Source organism: Allobosea sp. FG18 (genome assembly GCF_057809495.1).
Window position 1 is genome coordinate 114,222 of record NZ_JBMDKB010000014.1, and the last position, 20,728, is coordinate 134,949.

At 67.2% G+C, this 20,728-nt stretch carries 20 protein-coding genes and 1 tRNA gene; 9 read left to right on the top strand and 12 right to left on the bottom strand.

What is annotated here, in order from left to right; genetic code table 11:
- Positions 1 to 17: 17 nt before the first annotated feature.
- A complete protein-coding gene (infC, locus tag ACODTJ_RS16560) occupies positions 18 to 611 on the bottom strand; it encodes a translation initiation factor IF-3 (protein WP_257732516.1) in 594 nt (197 codons plus the stop codon).
- Between the two features lie 67 nt (positions 612 to 678).
- On the bottom strand, positions 679 to 1,896 hold the full coding sequence (locus ACODTJ_RS16565; protein ID WP_454657846.1) for a glycosyltransferase family 4 protein: 1,218 nt from the start codon (positions 1,894 to 1,896) through the stop codon (positions 679 to 681).
- A 107-nt stretch (positions 1,897 to 2,003) separates the two neighbouring features.
- On the opposite strand from ACODTJ_RS16565, the gene ACODTJ_RS16570 reads away from it, so the two are divergent.
- Positions 2,004 to 2,780: an alpha/beta hydrolase gene (locus ACODTJ_RS16570; protein WP_454657847.1), complete on the top strand. Its 777-nt coding sequence runs from the start codon at positions 2,004 to 2,006 to the stop codon at positions 2,778 to 2,780.
- An 18-nt stretch (positions 2,781 to 2,798) separates the two neighbouring features.
- Here ACODTJ_RS16570 and ACODTJ_RS16575 read toward each other — a convergent pair whose 3' ends face one another.
- The 5 genes from ACODTJ_RS16575 to ACODTJ_RS16595 form a co-directional block, all read right to left on the bottom strand.
- Entirely contained in the window at positions 2,799 to 3,065 is a 267-nt protein-coding gene (locus tag ACODTJ_RS16575) for a BQ00720 family protein (RefSeq protein WP_454657848.1), read from the bottom strand.
- Between the two features lie 109 nt (positions 3,066 to 3,174).
- A complete protein-coding gene (locus ACODTJ_RS16580; protein WP_454657849.1) occupies positions 3,175 to 3,603 on the bottom strand; it encodes an Hsp20 family protein in 429 nt (142 codons plus the stop codon).
- Positions 3,604 to 3,791: 188 nt separating this feature from the next.
- Positions 3,792 to 3,868 (bottom strand) — tRNA-His (locus tag ACODTJ_RS16585).
- 151 nt (positions 3,869 to 4,019) lie between these two features.
- Entirely contained in the window at positions 4,020 to 4,859 is an 840-nt protein-coding gene (locus ACODTJ_RS16590) for a phasin family protein (protein ID WP_454657850.1), read from the bottom strand.
- Between the two features lie 97 nt (positions 4,860 to 4,956).
- Positions 4,957 to 5,352: a phasin gene (locus tag ACODTJ_RS16595; RefSeq protein ID WP_454657851.1), complete on the bottom strand. Its 396-nt coding sequence runs from the start codon at positions 5,350 to 5,352 to the stop codon at positions 4,957 to 4,959.
- Between the two features lie 223 nt (positions 5,353 to 5,575).
- Between ACODTJ_RS16595 and ACODTJ_RS16600 the strand changes: the two genes are divergently transcribed.
- The gene (locus tag ACODTJ_RS16600; RefSeq protein WP_454657852.1) at positions 5,576 to 8,530 is read left to right on the top strand and encodes a sensor histidine kinase; all 2,955 of its coding nucleotides are present in this window, start codon (positions 5,576 to 5,578) and stop codon (positions 8,528 to 8,530) included.
- 60 nt (positions 8,531 to 8,590) lie between these two features.
- Here the strand turns inward: ACODTJ_RS16600 and mgtE are convergent, their stop codons facing one another.
- Positions 8,591 to 9,958: a magnesium transporter gene (gene mgtE, locus ACODTJ_RS16605; RefSeq protein WP_454657853.1), complete on the bottom strand. Its 1,368-nt coding sequence runs from the start codon at positions 9,956 to 9,958 to the stop codon at positions 8,591 to 8,593.
- 330 nt (positions 9,959 to 10,288) lie between these two features.
- Between mgtE and ACODTJ_RS16610 the strand changes: the two genes are divergently transcribed.
- From ACODTJ_RS16610 to ACODTJ_RS16640, 7 genes are all read left to right on the top strand, one after another.
- The gene (locus ACODTJ_RS16610; protein WP_454657854.1) at positions 10,289 to 10,951 is read left to right on the top strand and encodes a glutathione S-transferase family protein; all 663 of its coding nucleotides are present in this window, start codon (positions 10,289 to 10,291) and stop codon (positions 10,949 to 10,951) included.
- A gap of 91 nt (positions 10,952 to 11,042) precedes the next feature.
- Positions 11,043 to 11,978: a DMT family transporter gene (locus ACODTJ_RS16615; RefSeq protein WP_454657855.1), complete on the top strand. Its 936-nt coding sequence runs from the start codon at positions 11,043 to 11,045 to the stop codon at positions 11,976 to 11,978.
- Between the two features lie 180 nt (positions 11,979 to 12,158).
- Entirely contained in the window at positions 12,159 to 13,142 is a 984-nt protein-coding gene (locus ACODTJ_RS16620; protein WP_454657856.1) for a LysR family transcriptional regulator, read from the top strand.
- Entirely contained in the window at positions 13,142 to 13,660 is a 519-nt protein-coding gene (locus ACODTJ_RS16625; RefSeq protein ID WP_454657857.1) for a tripartite tricarboxylate transporter TctB family protein, read from the top strand. The genes ACODTJ_RS16620 and ACODTJ_RS16625 overlap by 1 nt, the downstream gene beginning before the upstream one ends.
- 3 nt (positions 13,661 to 13,663) lie before the next feature.
- Positions 13,664 to 15,163: a tripartite tricarboxylate transporter permease gene (locus ACODTJ_RS16630; protein ID WP_454657858.1), complete on the top strand. Its 1,500-nt coding sequence runs from the start codon at positions 13,664 to 13,666 to the stop codon at positions 15,161 to 15,163.
- 65 nt (positions 15,164 to 15,228) lie between these two features.
- Complete coding sequence (locus ACODTJ_RS16635; protein WP_454657859.1) at positions 15,229 to 16,203, top strand: tripartite tricarboxylate transporter substrate-binding protein; 975 nt, start codon at positions 15,229 to 15,231, stop codon at positions 16,201 to 16,203.
- Positions 16,204 to 16,445: 242 nt separating this feature from the next.
- On the top strand, positions 16,446 to 16,877 hold the full coding sequence (locus ACODTJ_RS16640; RefSeq protein WP_454657860.1) for a DUF1236 domain-containing protein: 432 nt from the start codon (positions 16,446 to 16,448) through the stop codon (positions 16,875 to 16,877).
- Between the two features lie 105 nt (positions 16,878 to 16,982).
- Here ACODTJ_RS16640 and upp read toward each other — a convergent pair whose 3' ends face one another.
- From upp to ACODTJ_RS16660, 4 genes are all read right to left on the bottom strand, one after another.
- Positions 16,983 to 17,624, bottom strand: coding sequence for a uracil phosphoribosyltransferase (upp, locus tag ACODTJ_RS16645; protein WP_257732500.1), 642 nt, complete (start codon positions 17,622 to 17,624; stop codon positions 16,983 to 16,985).
- Between the two features lie 161 nt (positions 17,625 to 17,785).
- Positions 17,786 to 19,003 (bottom strand): URC4/urg3 family protein, encoded by a 1,218-nt coding sequence (locus tag ACODTJ_RS16650; protein ID WP_454657861.1) that lies wholly within the window; start codon positions 19,001 to 19,003, stop codon positions 17,786 to 17,788.
- 25 nt (positions 19,004 to 19,028) lie between these two features.
- Positions 19,029 to 20,291 carry a GTP cyclohydrolase II gene (locus ACODTJ_RS16655; protein WP_454657862.1) on the bottom strand — a complete coding sequence of 421 codons (1,263 nt, stop codon included), beginning with the start codon at positions 20,289 to 20,291 and terminating at the stop codon, positions 19,029 to 19,031.
- Between the two features lie 102 nt (positions 20,292 to 20,393).
- The gene (locus ACODTJ_RS16660) at positions 20,394 to 20,555 is read right to left on the bottom strand and encodes a Thivi_2564 family membrane protein (protein ID WP_176168593.1); all 162 of its coding nucleotides are present in this window, start codon (positions 20,553 to 20,555) and stop codon (positions 20,394 to 20,396) included.
- Between the last annotated feature and the right edge of the window lie 173 nt (positions 20,556 to 20,728).

Here is a 20,728-nt window from a genome sequence, read left to right on the forward strand (position 1 = left end):
CGTGGATGACGCGCGCCTCAGCGCGGCGCGAGCACCATCACCATCTGGCGGCCTTCGAGCTGCCAGTCGCTCTCGACCTTGGCAATCTCGGCGGTATCGACCTTGACGCGCTCCAGCACCTTCACGCCGAGATCCTGATGCGCCATCTCGCGGCCGCGGAAGCGCAGGGTGACCTTCACCTTGTCGCCTTCCTCGAAGAAGCCGTGCATGGCCTTCATCTTCACGTCGTAGTCGTGCTTGTCGATGCCGGGACGCAGCTTGATTTCCTTGATCTCGATGGTGCGCTGCTTCTTGCGCGCCTCCGAGGCCTTCTTCTGCTCGAGAAAGCGGAAGCGACCATAATCGAGGATCTTGCAGACCGGCGGAACAGAGTTCGGGGCGATCTCGACGAGGTCGAGGCCGGCATCCTCGGCAAGCTTCAACGCATCGAAGAACGAGACCACGCCACGGTTGGCGCCGGTATCGTCGATGAGCTGAACCTCGCGAACTCCGCGGATATCGCGGTTCGAGCGGGGACCTTCCTTGGTCGGGGTCGGGGCAGCGCGGTAGGGACGACGAATGGGGGTATTCTCCTGTACTTGGCGCGCTTCGCGCCGTTGTTGCAGACACATTGCACAAAGACGGGCGATGTCAATGCATGACACCGCGATGGCGGGCATCTCCCACCGCAGAAGCCGGTCAGCGCTCCAGCAACGCGCAATAGACGTCGAGGGTTTCCGCGACCATCGCTTCGAGCGAGAAATGCCGCTCGACATGGACCCGCGCCCGCCGCGCCAGCGCATCGCGGGCGGAAGGGCGCAAAGCCAGCGCCTCGTTCAATCCGGCCGCAAGAGCCGCGGCATCGCCCGGAGGCACATGCCAACCGGTGCGCTCGCTCGGCGCGGTCTGCGGCGGCGCCAGCACCGTCTCGGGCACGGCACCGAGATCCGAGACCACGACGGGCGTGCCCATCGCCTGCGCTTCGACCGCGACGCGACCGAAGGCTTCCGGATCGGTCGAGGGCACGGCGACGACGGCTGCCGAGAGCATCGCCGCCGGCATGTCGGTGCAGTGGCCGACGCGCTTCACGCGGCCTTCCAGCCCGGCCTTGGCGATCAGCGCATCGAGTTCCCGGACATAGCCGTCCCTGCCCTGCGCATCGCCGGCGAGGATGAAGGCCGTGTCGGTATCGCCGCCGTCGCGCATGATGCGCGCCGCCTCGATCAGCACGCGCTGGCCCTTCCAGTTGGTCAGACGGCCGGGCAGCAGCACGATGCGCTGGTGAGGCTCGACGCCCCAGGCCTTGCGCAGGGCCTGCACCCGCTCGGCACCGACCGCCGCAGGCGCGAAGGCCGAGAAATTGGTGCCGCGATTCACGACCCTGACCCGGTCACCCGCCACCGGATGCTTCGCCTGGATCAGGCCCGCCGTGTAGTGGGAATTGGCGATGACGACATCGCCGCGCGCCATCACCGAGTTATAGAGCGTCTTCACCGCAGAGCGGCTGTTATAGGAGCCGTGATAGGTGGTGACGAAAGGCAGCTTCAGCAGCCGCGCCGCGCCGAGCGCGACCCAGGCCGGGGCGCGCGAGCGGGCATGGATCAGCTCCACCCCCTCCTGCTTGCAGAGCCGCGCGAGCTTGCGGATGTTGAAGAGCATCGCGACCGGGTTCTTGGAGGCGGCCGGAAACGGCAGCCAGACCCCGCCCTTGGCCTGCAATTCGGCGACGAGGCGCCCGCCCTCGGTGGCGACCAGCGCGCGGGCGCCGGCATCGGTCAGCCCCTTGGCGATGTCGACGGCAGTGCGTTCGGCTCCGCCGGCTTCCAGCTCGGGGATGATCTGCAGGATCGTCCGCCCCGCCAGCGGATGCGTTTCGGTCGAAGGCAGAGAAAGATGGGCACCCGGCTTGAAGGACATTCGCTCTCGGTCTGGAATTTCGTTAACAGGGGCGAATATGCCCCCATCGGTTGACTGCCGCAGCCTCTAATCGGCGCGGCCGGATGATTCGCCACAGGAGATTTGCCTTGGAGCGCCAGCCGCCGCAATGGCTCGAGGTCGGAGAAGGCCCTTCAAAGCGCCGCCTCGCCTATCTCTTGCAGGAGGGAACCGGCGCGCCGGTCGTCTGGCTCGGCGGCTTCCGTTCCGACATGCGCGCGACCAAGGCCGAGGCGCTGGCCGATTGGGCGCGCGACGCAGGCCGGACCTGCCTGCGCTTCGACTATGGCGGCCATGGCGAGAGCGATGGCGACTTCGGCAACTTCACCCTGTCGGACTGGCTCGGCGACGCGGTTGCGACGATCGAAAGCCGGTGCCGCCAGCGCCCGATCCTGGTGGGGTCCTCGATGGGCGGCTGGATCGCTCTGCTAGCTGCACGCCGCCTCTTCGGCACGCCGTTGCAGCCGGCCGGGCTCGTCCTGATCGCGCCGGCCGTGGATTTCTCCGAAGACCTGATGTGGGCGCAGATGCCCGATTCGATCCGTCGGACGATCCTCGAACAGGGCGTCTGGCTGCGGCCTTCGGAATATTCGCCCGAGCCGACGCCGATCACCCGCGCTCTGATCGAGGACGGGCGCCGGCACCTGCTCTTCGGTGGCGAGATCAAGGCCGGCTGCCCCGTGCATATCCTGCAAGGGATGCGCGACCCCGACGTGCCCTGGCGCCAGGCGCTGAAGCTCGTCGAGCATCTCAGCGGCGATCCGGTCGTGCTGACGCTGATCAAGGACGGCGATCACCGCCTGTCCACGCCGGACGATATCGTGAGGCTGCAATCGGCGGTCGCCGGAATCGCGACCGCGCCCTGAGGATCGGGCTGGCCAGCGTCAGTGGACGCTGACCATCCTCAGATCATGCTCCCAGGCATTGGCCGTGGCGGCCTCGCGCGAATCCGTGACGAGGATCGGCGCGCCGTCGGCCGAGAGCAGGGTGAAGAGCTGCAAGCCGGACTCGATCTTGGGAGCCTGCGGGAAAATCCGCATTAGCTCGTCCGAGCTCATCGACTTGATGTAAGCGACCTCGCCGGCGCCGAGCGCGGCGAATTCCGCAGGGGTCAGCGGGCTGGTCTGGATGAGATTCCTGTCCTGTTTCATCGCGCCCTCCTTCAGAGCAGTGCGAATGCGGTTCTGATACTGCGCCTTCAATTATGAACAGATGCGAAAACCGCTGGCGCATCCTTCAAAGCTGGACGGTGTCCGTCCTCTACTCGCGGCTCATGATATCGATACGCCGGATGAGCCGTTCCGGTTCCGGCCTGATGAGATCAATCGCGAGCAGGCCGTTCGACAGATCGGCGCCGAGGACCTGCATGCCGTCGGCCAGCAGGAAGCTCCGCTGGAACTGACGAGCGGCGATGCCGCGATGCAGGAACTGGCGATTCTTGTCGTCGCTCTGGCGCCCCCGGATCGTCAGCTGGCTCTCTTCCAGCGTGATCTCGAGCTGCTCCCGCGCGAAGCCCGCGACGGCCAGCGTGATGCGCAGGCGGTCGGGCTCATCCTCCGTCCGGGGCAGCCGCTCGATATTGTAGGGCGGATAACCCTCGCTCGCGCCCTTGGCGACGCGATCGAGCGCGCGCTCGATATCGTCGAAGCCGAGCAGGAACGGATGGGACAGGCTAGGTGGACGCGTCATCACTCCAGGCCCTCGAAAGGCGCCTCACAATCATCGGGACCCGCCGCCGGGCAGCATCCCGCAGGCGAGAGGCGAACCCTCCCGCTTGAACAAGATATGGCGAAGCGCAGAGGTCGCTTCAAGGGGAGCGGCACTGAGCCGGCAACCCGGAAGGGGGCGGAGATGTCCGACGATGTCCGGGAAAGGAATGGTACAGCCACCCCGGCTTGAACGGGGGACCTCTAGATCCACAATCTAGCGCTCTAACCAACTGAGCTATGGCTGCCCGTACCGAGGGCTTCGCGACCGGCCGCCGTGGCGGGGGTCGTCAGCGGCGCGGACCCTAGTGCCGACTCTCCGCTTTTGCAACCGCGTAATTCAACTCCGGCTGCGGAATTTCGGCGCGGCCTTCGCACGCGCCGAATCCGGTCGCTCGATCAGTCCTTGCGCAGGGCCGCGTTGGCGGTGCGCGCCAGCTCCTTCAGGTGCTCGGCATAGGACTCGTAGCTGCGGCGCACCGCCTTGGCCTGCAAGGCGATCGCCTCCGAGGCGCTCTGGGTGCGCGCGAGCGACTGCGCATCGCCGAGTGTCGCCTCCAGCTCGGCACAGGCATGATCGAGCATGCGGGCCTGCAGGGCACCGAAGGCGCGCGCCATGGTGAGCGCCTGGCTCATTGCCGTCGCCGTGACGACGGCAGCGGCCTCGGGCGGGCGCGGCAGAGGCAGCGAATCGAGGGACGCGGGCTGCGGCGGCGGCGCCTTGGCGGCCGGCGCGGGCGCGGGCTCCGCCGGCTTCGCAACCGGGGCGACCGGCGCGGGCCGAACAGGCTCCGGCTTGGCGACGGCGGCCTTGGCGGGAGCCGATTCGGATACGGCAGGCTTGGCCAGCGCCGGCTTCGTTTCGGCGATCACCGGCCCGGACACCGCGACAACAGGCTTGGCGGCCTTCGCGGCCAGCCTCGGCCCGGCGACCTTGGTCGCGGGCTTCTCGACCCGGACCTTGACCGGCGCCGCCTTTTTCGGAGCGCTCGCGAGGGCGGGCTTGCTGACGGGAGCCGGCTCGGCTGCCGCGGCGGGAGTCGGCGACGGCGCAGAGGCCGCAATCTTGACAGGCGCCGGCTTGGCAGGAGCGGCAGCAACGGGCTGCGCGGGGGCCTTCGGCTTCTCGGGTTCCACGGCGGATGGCGGCATCGCGGCGGGCGCGGGCGTCAGCGCCTTGACCGGGGACAGGCTGACCGGAACCTTGGACTTGGTCCGGGTCGGAGCAGGCTTGACCATGACAGCTCTCCTTCGGCGGCAAACAGCGAAGGCCGGGCTCCGTGGCCCGGCCGAACTATGATGTGGCGCCCCCGGGGCGCGCCAGATCGGTCAGGCTTCAGCGACCCTTGGTCGCCTTGCTGACGGTCTCGGCGGCCTTGGTCGCGGCATCCTGCGCGGCGGTGCCGAGGTCCTTGAGCTGATCCTGGAGCGCGGCGACCTGCGACTTCAGGAAGTCGGACTGATGCTGCATCACCTCGGTCAGGTCCTTCGACTTCACCAGCTTCTGGGCGAAATCGAACGCGGCCGCGACATTGTTCTCGGCATAGGCGATGGCCTTGCGGGTCGCGTCCTGAGTGTTGGCGCGGGCGCTCTCGGCCGAACCATGGGCATTGTCGACAGCCTTATGGGCAGCGCCCATGAATCCGTCGAACGCCTTGCGGGCCTGCTCGACGCTGCGCTCGGCGAACTCGCGCATTTCTGTGGGCACTTCATAAGGCAGCTTGCCGTTCATCGAATCCTCCTGTCGTGTGGCGATCCATCCCTAGATCATTGTGCACTGCAATATCATTGTTGCACCGCAATGACAACAGCGTGACATTCGGTGACAGCCGCCATGTTAACGCTGTTTCGATGAGAAGCGGGAGAGCGATCTTCGGCTCCATGGATTTGCCGCCGTTTGGGGTCTATTAAGGCTTTGTTAGGCATAACAGGCGCGATCGAACGAGCGGGCAGGCATGAACGAGGCCGGAGAGGACTGGGCGAAGTGGAGCGTGGCGGCGGCTGAAGACGCCGCCCTTGCAGCCTTTGCCGCCGGCGGAGCCCTGCTGCTCTGGGACCCGGCCACCGAGCAGCCGTATCTGGTCAACGCCGCCGCGCAAGCGCTGCTCGGCGGACAGACGAATCTGCCGGCGCCGACGCGGCAGCGCCTGAACCTGCTGGCCGGCGGCCTGGCCTCGGCCAACGGCATCCGCCTCGAGCGCCTGCGCCTGACCGCGAGCTTCGCCGCGGTGCCGGTCACCTGCGGCAGCAAGCTGGTTTCGCTCGCCGATGGACGCTCTGCGCTGGCGCTCGCCGTGCAGGCTTCCGAACTGCGCCGCCTCGGCGTCTCGGTTCCTCAGACAGCTCCTTCCGAACGTGCCCCTATCGCCGCTCCGGCTGCCGTTGCGGCGCCGCCCCGTGAAAAGGCGCCCTCCCCCGCCAAGCCGGCCATGGTCCGCTTCCTCTGGCAGAGCGACCGCGAGGGCAGGCTGACCAAGCTCTCCGACAATATCGCTGTCCTGACCGGGCAAGCGGCGGCGGCCGGGCTGATCGGCCAGCGCTGGCAGGACCTGCCCGGCACCACCCTTGCCGACAGCGATGGCGGCCTGATCGAGCGATTCGCCAAGGCCACGACCTGGAGCAGCCATAGCGTGCTCTGGCGCACCGATTCGCCCGGCGAGGCCGCACCGGTCGAGATCTCGGGCGTGCCGGTGCTCGATGCCGCGCGCCAGCTTGCCGGCTTCCGTGGTTTCGGCATCGCCCGGCTCAACGAGCGCCGCCCCTTCCCGGAAACTGCGGCGCCGGGTGGCGATGCCAACAGACAGGCGGAGCAGGTTCCGCCTGTCGCCGAGACCGCGCAGGACGATGCGCTGCTGCCTGCCGCCAATCTCGCCGCCATGAGCGACACGCCTCCGGCTGCGTCGCCCATCGCCGAAGATTCGACGGCCTTTGCCTCACCCGGCCCGATCGACGCGAAAGCGCCGGTCGTCAGCACGCTTGAGACGGACGAGCTGCCCGAGGATAATGACGAGGGCGCGGAAGAAACCGCCTCGCACGTTCCCGAGCCGCCACCGGAAGAGGCTTCTGCTGAGCCCGTTCCCGAAGTGCCCGAGTCCGATTCGCCGCCCGGCAAGATCGTGCCGCTACGCAACGGCCACCTGACCGCGATCAGGCCGGTTCTCGAACCGTCGAAGCCGCATCTGAGCTCGGCCGAGCGCAACGCCTTCCGCGAGATCGCCAAGGCGCTGGGTGCGCGACTTGCCGGTGACGACGAGCCGAGCGCGCCGCGCCTGCCGCCGGTCGCGCCATTGCAGGTCAAGGAGAAGGACGAGGCATCGGCCGCGAAGATGGCCGCGGAGGCGGACACAGGCCTTGCCCCCGCCCGGCAGCGCAACTCCCATGCCGACGTGCTCGACCGGCTGCCGATCGCCGTCCTCGTCAATCGCGGCGACGAGGCGCTCTATGCCAACCGCACGCTGCTCGAACTGCTTGATTATGCCGATCTCGCCGACCTCAAGGCCGGCGGCAAGGTCAGCCGCCTGATCAAGGAGGCCACGCGCACCGACGGCGGCACGATGACGCTGATCGACCGCCTCGGCCATCTGGTCCATGTCGATGCCGTGCTGTCGAGCGTGAGCTGGCAGGACGAGCCGGCGACGCTGATGGCCTTCCGCCATCCCAATGGCGACGGCAGCGAAGTGCCGGTGCTGACGCCGGAAGAGGCCGAGGAAGCCGAGCTGGCGGCCGAGTTCGCGGCTGAGGAAGCCGAATCGGCGGCCCGGGTCGAAGCGCTCCGCCTCGATGCCGATGCACGCGATGCTCGTATCGGCGAACTCACCGCCATGCTCGATACGGCGACGGACGGCGTCGTCACCGTCGACGATCGCGGCCGCATCCTGTCGCTGAACAAGGCGGCCGAGGCGCTGTTCGGCTATGACCAGCGCGAGGTCACCGGCGAATTGTTCACCCTGCTCTTCGCAGGCGAGAGCCATGCGCCGGCGCTCGACTATCTCGAAGGGTTGAAGGGCGGCGGCGTCGCCTCGGTGCTCAACGACGGCCGCGAGGTACAGGGCCGCGTGCGGCAGGGCGGCAAGATCGCGCTGTTCATGACGATGGGCCAGATCGCCCATGGCAACGAGCCACGCTTCTGCGCCGTGCTGCGCGACCTGACCGCCTGGAAGAAGACCGAGGGCGAGCTGGTCGAGGCTCGCAAGGCGGCGGAGACGGCGAGCGCCCAGAAATCCGACGTGCTCGCCAAGATCAGCCACGAAATCCGCACGCCGCTCAACGCGATCATCGGCTTTGCCGAGGTGATGGCCGAGGAGCGCTTCGGGCCGATCGCCAACGAGCGCTACAAGGAATACCTGCGCGACATCCACCAGTCGGGCGGCTACGTCATCAGCCTCGTCAACGACCTGCTCGACCTCGCCAAGATCGAGGCCGGCAAGCTCGATCTCGACTTCGTCAGCGTCAACCTCAACGAGATCGCGCTGTCGACGGTGTCATTGCTCCAGCCGGAAGCGCAGCGCGGCCGCGTCGTGCTGCGCTCGGGGCTCTCGCCGAAGCTGCCGCCCGTCGTCGCCGACGAGCGCTCGATCCGCCAGATCGCGATCAACCTGCTCTCGAACGCGGTGAAGTTCACCGATGCCGGCGGCCAGGTCATCATCTCGACCGCGCTCGGCGACCAGGGCGAGGCGATCCTCAGGGTCCGCGACACCGGCATCGGCATGGACGATGACGAGCTCCGGCTCGCGCTCGAACCCTTCCGCCAGGTGCCGACGACGCGGCGTGCCGGCGGCACCGGGCTCGGCCTGCCGCTGACCAAGGCGCTGGTCGAAGCCAACCGCGCCGCCATGGCGATCACATCAGTCAAGAAAGAGGGCACGCTGGTCGAGATCACCTTCCCGCCGCAGCGCGTGCTGGCGAGCTGATCGAACAGCGATGCTGATCCGAAAAAGCCCGGAGCTACCGCTCCGGGCTTTTTCTTTTTGTCAGAGCAGCGTCCCGGTCAGGATCGCGGCGGCGACGCCGAAATAGATCACCAGGCCGGTGACATCGACCAGCGTCGCGACGAAGGGCGCCGAGGCGCTGGCGGGATCGAAGCCGAGCCGCTTCAACGCGAAAGGCAGCATCGAGCCCGCAAGCGAGCCGAAGGTGACGATGCCGACGAGCGCGCCGCCAACCGTCGCCGCGATCAGGATCCAGTGCGGCCCGTAATCGTAGAGGCCGAGCCATTGCCACGCGACGATCCGAACGACGCCGATCAGGCCGAGAATGCTGCCGAGCGTGAGGCCGGTCGGCAATTCGCGCAGCGCGATCCGCCACCAGTCCTTCAGCGTGACCTCGCGCAGCGCCAGCGCCCGGATGATCAGTGACGTCGCCTGCGAACCGGAATTGCCGCCCGAGCTCATGATCAGCGGAATGAAGAGCGTCAGTACCAGCGCCTTCTCCAGCTCGCCCTCGAAGAACTGCATGACGGAGGCCGTCAGCATCTCGCCGACCAGCAGGATCGAGAGCCAGCCGGCGCGCTTGCGGATCATCGCGACGAAGCCGATCTCGTTATAGGGCTGGTCCAGCGCCTCCATGCCGCCGAGCTTCTGCACGTCCTCGGTGGTCTCGGCGATCATCGCGTCGATGACGTCGTCGAAGGTGACGATGCCGATGATCTGCTCATCCGCATCGACGACGGGAACGGACAGCAGGTCGTACTTGGTGATGAGGCGGGCGACCTCCTCGCGATCGACCTCGGCGGTGACGCAGATCGGCTTGTGCGCGGGCACGACCGACTCGACCGGCGCCTCCGGGTCACCGCTGATCAGGCGGCGCAGCGAGACGGCACGCACCAGCTTGCGGGTCACCGAATCGAGCACGTAGATCGCGTAGACCGTCTCGCGCGAGCGCTCGACGCGGCGGATATGGTCGAGCGTCTGCTGCACCGTCCAGTTCGAGGGCACGCTGACGAACTCGGTCGTCATGATCGAGCCCGCGCTGTGCTCGGGATAGGCCAGCAGCTTCTTGAGGTCGGACCGGGTCTGGCGGTCGATGCGGCCGCTCAGTCGTTGTCGAACCTCCTCGTCGAACTCCTGGAAGACGTCGGCCGCGCGGTCCGCCGACATGGCGGAGAGCAGCGCACCGGCGCGTTGGTCCGGCAGCAGCGCCACGGCGTCGGCTGCTGCGGTGAGTTCGGGCTGATCCAGCACCTCGACGGCGCGTTCGAACGGCAGTTCGGCCAGGACATGCGCGATGGTCGCGTCGTCCTGGTCGTTCAGCGTTTCGACGATGTCGGCGACGTGTTCCTGTGCCAGCGTCTGGGCCAGCGTCACGGCAAGGAGGTCCGTGGTGGCGGCGGTATCATTCATGGCTCTGTTCCTTGCGATCGGGCCGTCGTGGCCGGATCGCAGGCGAGCCGGGAAACCCGGTCAGGCGCGCGAGGCGGCGGCGGACGGCTTCGACTGTCGGCTGGGACTGTCGCTGGGCATCGGGTCGGGATTTCCTGTGAGCAGCCGGCCGCAGAGGCCGGAAGCAGGAGGCCAATGCACCCGCAAGGCGCGCGCGTCAAACGGTTTTTTGCTCCGCGCGCCGCGATGATTGGCATTGGCCGATGCCAGGCGCTCAGCCTATTGTCGCGCTGACGAACCGGCGTGTGCCGGTCGCGTCGCCGTTCCACACTTTGTCGCTGGATCCCGCCGATGTCCCTGACCATCTATGGCTGTTACCGCTCGCGCGCCTCGCGCAACATCTGGCTCGCCAACGAGCTCGGCCTGGCCTTCACGCATGTGCCGGTGATCCAGGCCTATCGCCTGCCGGACCCGAACGCGCCCGGCGTGCCGCTGCATACCCGCAGCGCCGACTTCCTGAAGATCAACCCGAACGGCCATATCCCCAGCATCGACGACAACGGCTTCAAGCTGCACGAATCGCTGGCGATCAACCTCTATCTCGCGCGCAAGCATGGCGGCCCGCTCGCTCCCAAGGACGCGCAGGAGGAAGGGCTTGCGGTGATGTGGTCGCTCTGGGCCGCGACCGAATGCGAGACCCATGCGCTCAACCTGCAGTTCCACCTCGCGGCCTATCCGCCGGAGAAGCGCAAGCCGGAGCTGGTCGAGGCCGCCCTCGCCGCCCTGCCCGGCCCCTTCGGCGTGCTCGAAAAGACGCTGGCCGAGAACGGCGGCTATGTGATGGGCAACCGCTTCACCGTCGCCGACATCAACCTCGCGGAGATCTTCCGCTACGCCAAGCCCGCGACCCAGCTCTTCGACGCCCATCCGCGGGTGAAGGCCTGGCTCGACGCCTGCCAGGCACGGCCCGCCTTCCAGGCGATGTGGCAGGCGCGCGACGCCGAGGCCGCCTGAGCGGAAGAGCCTGCACAGAATACGGGTGGCCGGGTCTCGCCCGGCCACCTACTGACGCGGAATGACCCGGCCCAAGAGCAGAGCTTCCGCCATGACACAGCCGACACCCGCTCCCGCGCTGCGCATGGGCCTGCTCGAATGGCTCCTGCTGATCATCCTGTCGGTGTTGTGGGGAGGCTCGTTCTTCTTCAACAAGCTCACCGTGGCGGAATGGCCGCCCTTCGCCGTGGTGCAGGTGCGCGTCGGCCTCGCCGCGCTGGCGCTGCTGCTCGCCGTACGAATCGCCGGGCAGTCGATGGCGGTGGGGCGTGAACTCTGGCTCGCCTTCTTCGGGATGGGCATCCTCAACAACCTGATCCCGTTCAGCCTGTTTCTCTGGGGCCAGCAGCAGATCGCGAGCGGCCTCGCCTCGATCCTGAACGCGACCACGCCGATCTTCGCGGTGCTGGTGATGCACTGCTTCGGCAACGAGAAAGCGACCGGGCTGAAACTCGGCGGCGTGCTGGCCGGCCTGATCGGCGTCGCCATCCTGATGGGGCCGGACGCGATCAGCGGGCTCGGCTCCAATCTGGCGGCGCAGATCGCCTGCGTCCTCGCCGCGGTCTCCTACGCCTTCTCCGGCCTGCTCGGCCGGCGCTTCCGCGGGGTGTCGCCGCTGGTCGCTGCCACCGGCCAGCTCTCGGCCTCGACGCTGATGATGATCCCGATCGTCTTCGTGATGCATCCGCCCTGGACGCTGCCGGTACCGTCCCAGACGGCATTTCTCGCTCTCGTCGGACTGGCGCTGATCTCGACGGCGCTGGCCTATCTCCTGTTCTTCCGGATCATGCGCACCGCCGGGCCGAGCAATGTCATGCTGGTCACCTTCCTGATCCCGGTCAGTGCCATCCTGCTTGGCTCGGGGCTGCTGGGGGAGGATCTGCTGCCGCGCCATTTCGCAGGCATGGCTGCGATCTTCGTCGGACTAGCCCTCATCGACGGCCGCATCATGCGTATTGCGCGGGCGAGTCCGGCTCCGACCTCCTGACCCCACACGCATTCTCCGGAGCTTCAACGGCTGAGCGCCTTGTCCCGTGCTCAGCCGAAAGGCTTTGTTGCCTAAAGATTATGAATTTCTGTAAGGTCGACACCTTGGCCGGAACCGTTATTGGCCACGGCCACCGATAGAGATATCGCGGCAAGCGATACACGGGACAGGGGACGGCTTATGGATGTGCGGCAACTGCGATGCTTCATCGCGGTGGCAGAAGAGCTGCACTTCGGCCGCGCGGCCGAACGGCTCGGCGTTGCGCCTCCTGCGCTATCGCGCCAGATCAGCGCCCTCGAAGACGAACTCGGCGTCGCCCTTTTGACCCGCACCACCCGGCAGGTCGCGATGACGCGCGCCGGGCTGATCATGCTGGAAGAAGCCAAGGGCATCCTCGTCAAGATGGAGCATGCCTCGCGCGCCGTGCGCGAGGCCTCGCTTGCCTCCGGCAAGGTGTTGCGCGTCGGTGCGATCGACGCGGCTTCGTCGAGCTTCGTGCCGGAAGCGCTGGTGACCTTCCGCGCCCGCTTTCCCGGCGTCGAGATCAAGTTCGTCGAGGCGATCACCACCGCCCTGATCCAGATGCTGGAAACCGGCAAGCTCGACATGGCGCTCACCCGCCCGCCGCGAAAGCCGACCGATTGTGCCTTCGAGATTCTACGGGTCGAGCGGCCGGTCGTGGTGCTGAACGAGAACCATCCACTCGCCGCCCGCGAGCACCTGACCATGCTGGACCTCGTCGGCGAGCCCTTCGTCGTGCCCTCCAAGCGCCTGCGGCCTTATGCCTACGATCTGGTCATGGCCTATTTCGAGAGCGTCGGCGCGGTGCCGAACGTGACGATCGAGGCCACCGAAAAGCCGGCGATGATGTCGGCGGTCGCCGCCGGGCTCGGCATGGCGCTCGCACCGGACTGGGTCTCGCGCTTGTCCTTCCCCGGCGTGACGATGCGACGCCTGCGCGGCGCGATGCTCGACCCGCCGCCGGCGGGCGCCCTGGTCGGCGTCTCCTGGCGGCCGCAGCAGAAGCTGCCCTCCCGCGACGATTTCCTCGCGATCCTCAGGGAAAGCGTGACGCTGCTCGACGACCGCCACGTCCTGCCCTTCGTCCCACCGAAACCGCAGCAACGAACCGCCCGCACCGGGCCGCCAATCGGAGGTTCCTGATGAGTTTGAACCAGATGGAGCGGGCGCAGGGTCTGCGCATAAGATCGTCGCAGGACCTGGCCGGCGGCCTGTTCATGATCCTGATTGCGCTCGGCGCCTTCGTCTTCTCCTGGGAGCTGCCGGCCGGCACGCTGCGCCAGCTCGGACCCGGCATGCTGCCCAAGGCCTTCGCGGTGATCTGCGGCGCGCTCGGCGTGATGCTGGCGCTCGCTTCGCTGCGCTACAACGGCGAGAAGCTATCAGGCTGGTCGTGGAAGGGCATCTTCTTCGCGCTCGGCGGCGCCTGCCTGTTCGCGCTGACCATCCGCGGCTTCGAGTTCGGCCCGATCCGGGTTCCCGCGCTCGGCCTGCTGGTCTCCGGTCCGCTGCTGATCTTCTTCGCCGGGCTCGCCGCGGACGACCGCAAGATCAAGGAATTGCTGATCTTCGCGATCGCGATGTCCGCCGGCTGCATCCTGCTGTTCAAATACGCGCTGTCGCTGCCGATCCCGCTCGCGCCCTGGCTGCTGGGGATCTGACCGATGGATATGTTCTCCAATCTCGCGCTGGGCTTCGGCGTCGCTCTGACGATGAAGAACATCGCGCTCTGCTTCGCCGGCTGCCTCGTCGGCACGCTGATCGGCGTGCTGCCCGGCGTCGGGCCGATCGCGACGATCTCGATCCTGCTGCCGATCACCTTCGGGCTCGATCCGACCGGCGCGCTGATCATGCTCGCCGGCATCTATTACGGCGCGCAGTACGGCGGCTCGACCACCGCGATCCTGGTCAACATTCCTGGCGAGGCGACCTCGGTCGTCACCACACTGGACGGCCACCAGATGGCCAAGCAGGGCCGCGCCGGCATCGCGCTCGGCACCGCGGCGATGGGCTCCTTCTTCGCAGGCTGCGTCGCGACCCTGATCATCGCCGCGCTCGGCGCGCCGCTGACCAAGATGGCGCTGCTGTTCGGACCGGCCGAATATTTCTCGCTGATGGTGATGGGCCTGTGCTTCGCGGTCGTGCTGGCGCGCGGCTCGATCCTCAAGGCCTTCTGCATGATCATGCTCGGCCTGCTGTTCTCGACCGTCGGCACCGACCTCGAAACCGGGCAGGAGCGCCTGACCTTCGGCATCGCCTCGCTCTCCGACGGCATCGACTTCTCGGTGCTGGCGATGGGCGTGTTCGGCTTCGCCGAGGTGCTGCGCAATCTCGAGAGCCCCGAGGCGCGCGACGTCGTCAAGGGCAAGATCGGCCGACTCCTGCCGGACTGGAACGATATCAAGCAGGCGACCGCGCCGGTGCTGCGCGGCACCGCGATCGGCGGCATCCTGGGCATCCTGCCGGGCAACGGCGCGGTGCTCGGCCCCTTCGCCAGCTACACCATGGAAAAGAAGATCGCCAAGGACCCCTCGCGCTTCGGCAAGGGCGCGATCGAGGGCGTGGCGGGGCCGGAATCGGCCAATAATGCCGGCGCGCAGACCGCCTTCATCCCGCTGCTCACGCTCGGCATTCCGCCGAATGCGGTGATGGCGCTGATGGTCGGCGCGATGACGATCCACGGCATCATCCCCGGCCCGCAGGTCATGACCCGCAACCCCGAGCTGTTCTGGGGCATGATCGCCTCGATGTGGGTCGGTAACCTGATGCTGCTGATCATCAACCTGCCGCTGGTCGGCCTCTGGGTGCGGCTGCTGCAGGTGCCCTACCGGCTGATGTTCCCGGCGATCCTGATCTTCTGCTGCATCGGCATCTACTCGGTGAACAACCAGCCGCTCGACGTCGCCTTCACGGCGCTGTTCGGCCTGTTCGGCTATCTCCTGATCAAGCTCGGCTTCGAACCGGCGCCGCTGCTGCTCGGCTTCGTGCTCGGCAAGCTGATGGAGGAGAAGCTCCGGCAGGCGCTGATCATCTCGCGCGGCTCGTTCTGGACCTTCGTCGAGCGGCCGATCTCGGCCGGGCTGCTGGCTGTGGCCGTGCTTGTGCTCGTCATCGCGCTTCTGCCCTCGATCTCGAAGAAGCGCGACGAGGTCTTCACCGAATGACGGGGTTGCCGCCCCGGCGGCAGCCCCCCAGTTTCATCTCAAGCTAATCCTAGGGAGGAATACGCATGAAGAAGCTCGTTCTCGGCCTTGCCGCGGCCGCCACGCTGGCTTTCGCCGGTGGCGCACAGGCGCAGGGCTACCCGACGAAGCCGATCACCATGATCGTGCCCTTCGCGGCCGGCGGTCCGACCGACATCATCGCCCGCATCGTCGCCGACAACATGTCGAAGACGCTCGGCCAGCAGATCGTGATCGAAAACGTCGCCGGCGCCGGCGGCACCACCGGCATCACCCGCGCCGTGACCGCCGCGCCCGACGGCTACACCATCGCGATGGGGCATCTCGGCACCTTCTCGGCGGCGCCCGCCACCTATCCCGGCCTGAAATACGACCCGATCAACGGCATGCAGACGATCGGCCTCGCCGGCGGCACGCCGATCCTGATCGTCGCCCGCAAGAACCTCGAGGCGCCCGATCTCAAGGCCTTCGTCGCCGCCGTGAAGGCCAACCCGGACAAGTTCAACGAAGCCCATGCCGGCCTCGGCTCGGTCTCATGGACGACCTGTACCCTGCTCAAGGGCATCCTCGGCACGCCGAAGATCAACGCCGTCGCCTATCGCGGCACGGGTCCTGCCCTGAACGACCTCGTCTCCGGCCAGGTCGACTTCATGTGCGACCAGATCGTCTCGGTCGCCGAGCAGGTTCGCGCCAACACGATCAAGGCCTATGCCATCGCCTCGGCCCAGCGCTCGCCGGCGCTGCCGGATGTGCCCACCACCAAGGAAGCCGGCCTGCCCGACTACCAGATCGAGGCCTGGAACGGCATCGCCGGCCCGAAGGGCATGCCGAAGGAGGCCGTGGACAAGCTGGTCGACGCGCTGAACAAGGCGCTCAACGACGAGGGCACCAAGAAGCGCCTGCTCGATCTCGGCACCGTGCTGCCGACGGCCGAGGAGAGGACACCCGCCGGCTTCGCAGCCCTGATCAAGCGCGACGCCGACAAGCTGACACCGGCGCTCTCGGCCGCGCCGAAGCAGTAAGCTTCCAGCGCGTTCAGACGATAATGCGGCGGGCCTTCGGGTCCGCCGTTTTCGTTTCCGACATTGATCTCGCAAGGCAAGGGCCAGGTCAGGCCATTGTCATGACCTGCCAAACCTCTGTTTCGGAAAGAATTTCTTCGATCTGTTTCCGACCATTAATATCTCGTGACCCGATTTCCGGGAACTGTTCCGACACGTTGCGGTTGTCCTCGCCGAAGGTTCGCTTCGAAAGGAGACATACCATGTTCAAGAAGCTTGCTCTTGTTGCCGCCCTGGCCATCACCCCGGCGGTCGCCTTCGCCCAGAGCCAGCCCTCGGGTGGCGCGGTCGGCGGTGCGACCAGCGGTGCCGCGGCTGGTGCGGTCGGCGGCGCGGTTGTCGGCGGCCCTGTAGGCGCGGTGGTCGGCGGTGTCGGCGGTGCCGTGGTCGGCGCGATCGTCGGCGATGCGGCCGAGCCGCGCTTCCGCACCTATGTCGTCGAGCAGCGCGTGCCGTCCTACACCTATGCCGAGCCGGTCGCGGTCGGAACGGTCCTGCCGCAGCAGGGCGTGGTCTACCACCAGCTGCCGGCCGATTACGCGCCGAACGCCTCGAACTATCGCTACACGGTCGTGAATGACCGCACGGTTATCGTCGAGCCGCAGACGCGTCGTATCGTGCAGATCATCGAGTAACGCCGCCACGATCCGAAAGACCGGCGCTTTCAACCCCAGACACGCCTGTCTCTCAGGCCAGGCCCGCTCCGGAAACGGGGCGGGCCGCTTTGCGTCGGGGAGAGTTCAGCGCGTGCCGAACATCCGGTCGCCGGCATCGCCGAGACCGGGAACGATATAGCCGTGATCGTTCAAGCGTTCGTCGATCGCCGCCGTCCAGATGCGGACATCGGGATGGGCGCCGCGCAGGCGGGCGATGCCCTCGGGCGAGGCCAGAAGGCAGACGAAGCGCAAGTCCTTGGCGCCACGCTCCTTCAGGCGCTCGACCGCCGCGACGGCGGAATTGGCCGTCGCCAGCATCGGGTCCATCACCACGATCATGCGGTCTGCGATATCGGAGGGCGCCTTGAAGTAATACTCCACGGCCTGGAGCGTGTCGGGATCGCGATAGAGCCCGATATGGGCGACGCGGGCGGCCGGGACGAGCTCGAGCATGCCGTCGAGAAAGCCGACGCCGGCGCGCAGGATCGGGGCGAAGACCATCTTCTTGCCGGAGATGACCGGCTGCATCGACTTTTGCAGCGGCGTCTCGATCTCGATCAGCTCGGTCGGCAGGTCGCGCGTCACCTCGTAGCAGAGCAGCATGCCGATCTCGTTGAGGAGCTGGCGGAAGCTCTTGGTCGAGCGATCCTTCTCGCGCATCAGCGTGAGCTTGTGCTGGACCAGCGGATGGTCGACGACGGTGACGCCGTCCTGGCTCGAAGTCATACGCCGTTTCCCTCTCGTTATCAGGTCTCTTGCGTCATCCCGGACAAGCCGCGGAGCGGCGCCGATCCGGGATCCATCGAAGGGCGGCATGCGCTACGATGGATCCGGGTCTCCGCTTCGCTCCGCCCGGAATGACGGCGCTTTTGCACGTAACTCGTGGATCAAAATACCGTGCCATCGCTGACGATGGTCAAGGGCGGGCCGCCATCCACACGCTTTTCGCGCGCGATCCGGCGCCCGGCCGCCCAGGTCCCGCCTTCGAGCACCTTGGCAAGCGGCAATTCCTCGCGCGAACGGCCCAGCCGCTGGCGGATCAGCGCCCCGACCTCGTCGAGCAGGGCGACCGTCAGCGCCCGCCATTCCACGACCAGCGGCGATGAGACCTCATGCGCACTCGCCCGATCCGCCTCGTCCTTGAGCGCGATGACGCCGCTGTCGAGGAAGAGCCCGCCATTGCGGTATTCCGGCAGGCCGGTCATCTCGTCGATATCGACCACGGTGATACCAGCCCATTCCAACGGCTCGATCAGCGAATAAGTCAGCCATTGCGAGAGCTTGTGGAAGGGCACGAGCCCCTCGGTCGGCTTGCCCGGCGCGATCAGCGGATGGCGCCAGGTGTCGCCGAGCGCCACGCCGGCCAGCGTTAGGCGCGAGGGCCAGATGCCGCCGAAGGTGCCGAGCACCTCGCCCAGCATATGCGGCGCCCGCAGCGACCCGGTATCAGCTGAGGCGGCGAAGCGATCGAACAGCGCGCCCGGGCGCGACAGGCCCTGCCGCTCCAGCTCCTCGCCGAGACGGTTGAGCAGAGCGGCGCGGCCTTCGAGCGCGAGCAGTGGATTGCCCGGCCCGGCCTGGAAGCCGTGCGCCAGCGCCGCCGCATCGAGTCGCTTCAGGCCGGCTGCATCGGCCTGCAACGGGGTCGCCGGATCGCTGGAGAACAGGCCGGCGGCGAACATGTCGAGCGAGGCGAGCGCCAGCCCTTCCGAACGGCCGATCTCGCGGCCGGTCGCGGCGTCGCGATAGCGCCAGTCGGGACCGGCACCCGCATCGAGCAGAACGCTGACCACCGCGAGATCATAGGCGGCGCGGCCGCGCGCGGCGGGATTGGCGAAGCCTGCGGCCTGGTCGAGCTTCTGCCAGCGATCCGCGCCATCGACGCTGAAATGGCGCCAGCGCGCATGGAAGGGGATGTCGAGGGTCGGATAGTTCGCGCGGATCGTCTCCAGCACATAATCGGCGCAGGCTTCGAGCCGTTCGGGATGAACGCTGAAATGGAGGAGTTGGCCGGCGAGCCCGAGCTCCAGCATCTCCTGCGCGCGCTCGCGTACGGCAGCGGGTTTCAACAGGGCGCGGAACGCCTCGGGATCGCGGTCGGGCATCATCAACTCGGTAAGCGTGACGGAATCAGAACTTGTCGAGGTCGCGGCCGACCGTCGATTTCAGGGCGTTGTCGCCGGGCGCACCGTCGGGCGAGTAATAGCCTGCGGCCTTCTTGGCCTCGATCTCGACGGAAGCATCGGGCGGGACCAATTCGGGCGGGATCGCGACGCGCTCGCCGATGGTGATGCCGCTCTCGACCATGGCATCGTATTTCATGTTCGACATCGACATCAGCCGGTCGATATGGGTGACGCCGAGCCAGTGCAGCACATCCGGCATGAGCTGCTGGAAGCGGGCATCCTGCACGCCGGCGACGCATTCGGTGCGCTCGAAATAGGTCGCGGCGGAATCGCCGCCCTCCTGGCGCTTGCGGGCGTTGTAGACGAGGAACTTGGTGACCTCGCCGAGCGCCCGGCCCTCCTTGCGGTTGTAGACGATGAGGCCGACGCCGCCACTCTGGGCCTCCTTCACGCATTCCTCGATGCCATGCGTGAGATAGGGCCGGCAGGTGCAGATATCGGAGCCGAAGACGTCCGAGCCGTTGCATTCGTCATGGACGCGGCAGGCGATGCGCGCCTTCGGATCGGCAAGCCGCGAAGCCTCGCCCATGACATAGGCGGTGATCGAGCCGATCGGCGGCAGGAAGACCTTGAGGTCCGGCCGCGTCACCAGTTCGGGATACATGCCGCCGGTCTGCTCGAAGAGCGTGCGGCGCAGGTCGCTCTCGGTCGCGCCGAAGCGCTCGGCGATGCCCGGCAGATACCAGACCGGATCGACCGCGATCTTGGTGACGCTGATATCGCCGGAAGCGTGCAGGATATGACCGTCCGCGGCGAGGCGATGCGCACCCATCGCGGCGAGGATCTCGGGCAGGTTGAGCCTGGCCTTGGTGATCGCGATCGAGGGGCGGATATCGATGCCCTCGCCGATCAGCCGACCGAAATCCTGCGCGACCGTGTGGCCGAACGGATCGAGCGAGACGATCTTCTTCGGGTCTGCCCATTGCGGCTGGGGCAGGATCTCCGCCGTCGGGTAGGTATTGGTCAGGTCCGGGCGCTGCTGCGGGTTCATCGCGCGGGCCGAGATCGCCAGCGCCCGATAGACCGAATAGGAGCCACCATGGGCGCCGATGACGTTGCGATCGGCGGGATTGGTCGTGGAGGCGATGATCGGGCCGCGCTCGGTGGCGGTTGGAGCGCCCCATCGGATCGGAAAGCGCGCGGCGGCGCTGCCCGGCTCGGGATGGGAGGTCAGCCTGATATGGCCGTTGCGGTTCGGCGCGTTCATCGCGGTCACGTCCTGAAACGGAAGAAGGCCCCGGGACGGGATCGTCCGGGGCCCTCTGGACCTCATGAAGTCTGAACCAGCGCGATGGCGCCGTCAATCGCCTTAGAAAACAGCGAGATAGCGCAGCAGCGAGATGATGCCGATCACGATCACGATGATCTGGACGACGTTCTTGATCTGCCCGTCGAGCGGCAGCATCCGCACGAGGTAGAGCACGAGGCCGATGACGAGAACGGTGATCAGCAGCGAAATCAGAATGCCCATGCTTTCAGCCCTTTGTCTCGGCCGGTAGCCGGCCCCCCGGAGCCCAGCCGCGACGCATTCGCGGCCTGTCAGCCCCGGCGAAAGAACGTCGCAGGGCGGGAATTGGTTCCGGGGGCGGGTTTGGGGGCGAAGGGGCGGGCAAGGGCGTACGCAGGAACCACAACAGAAAACCC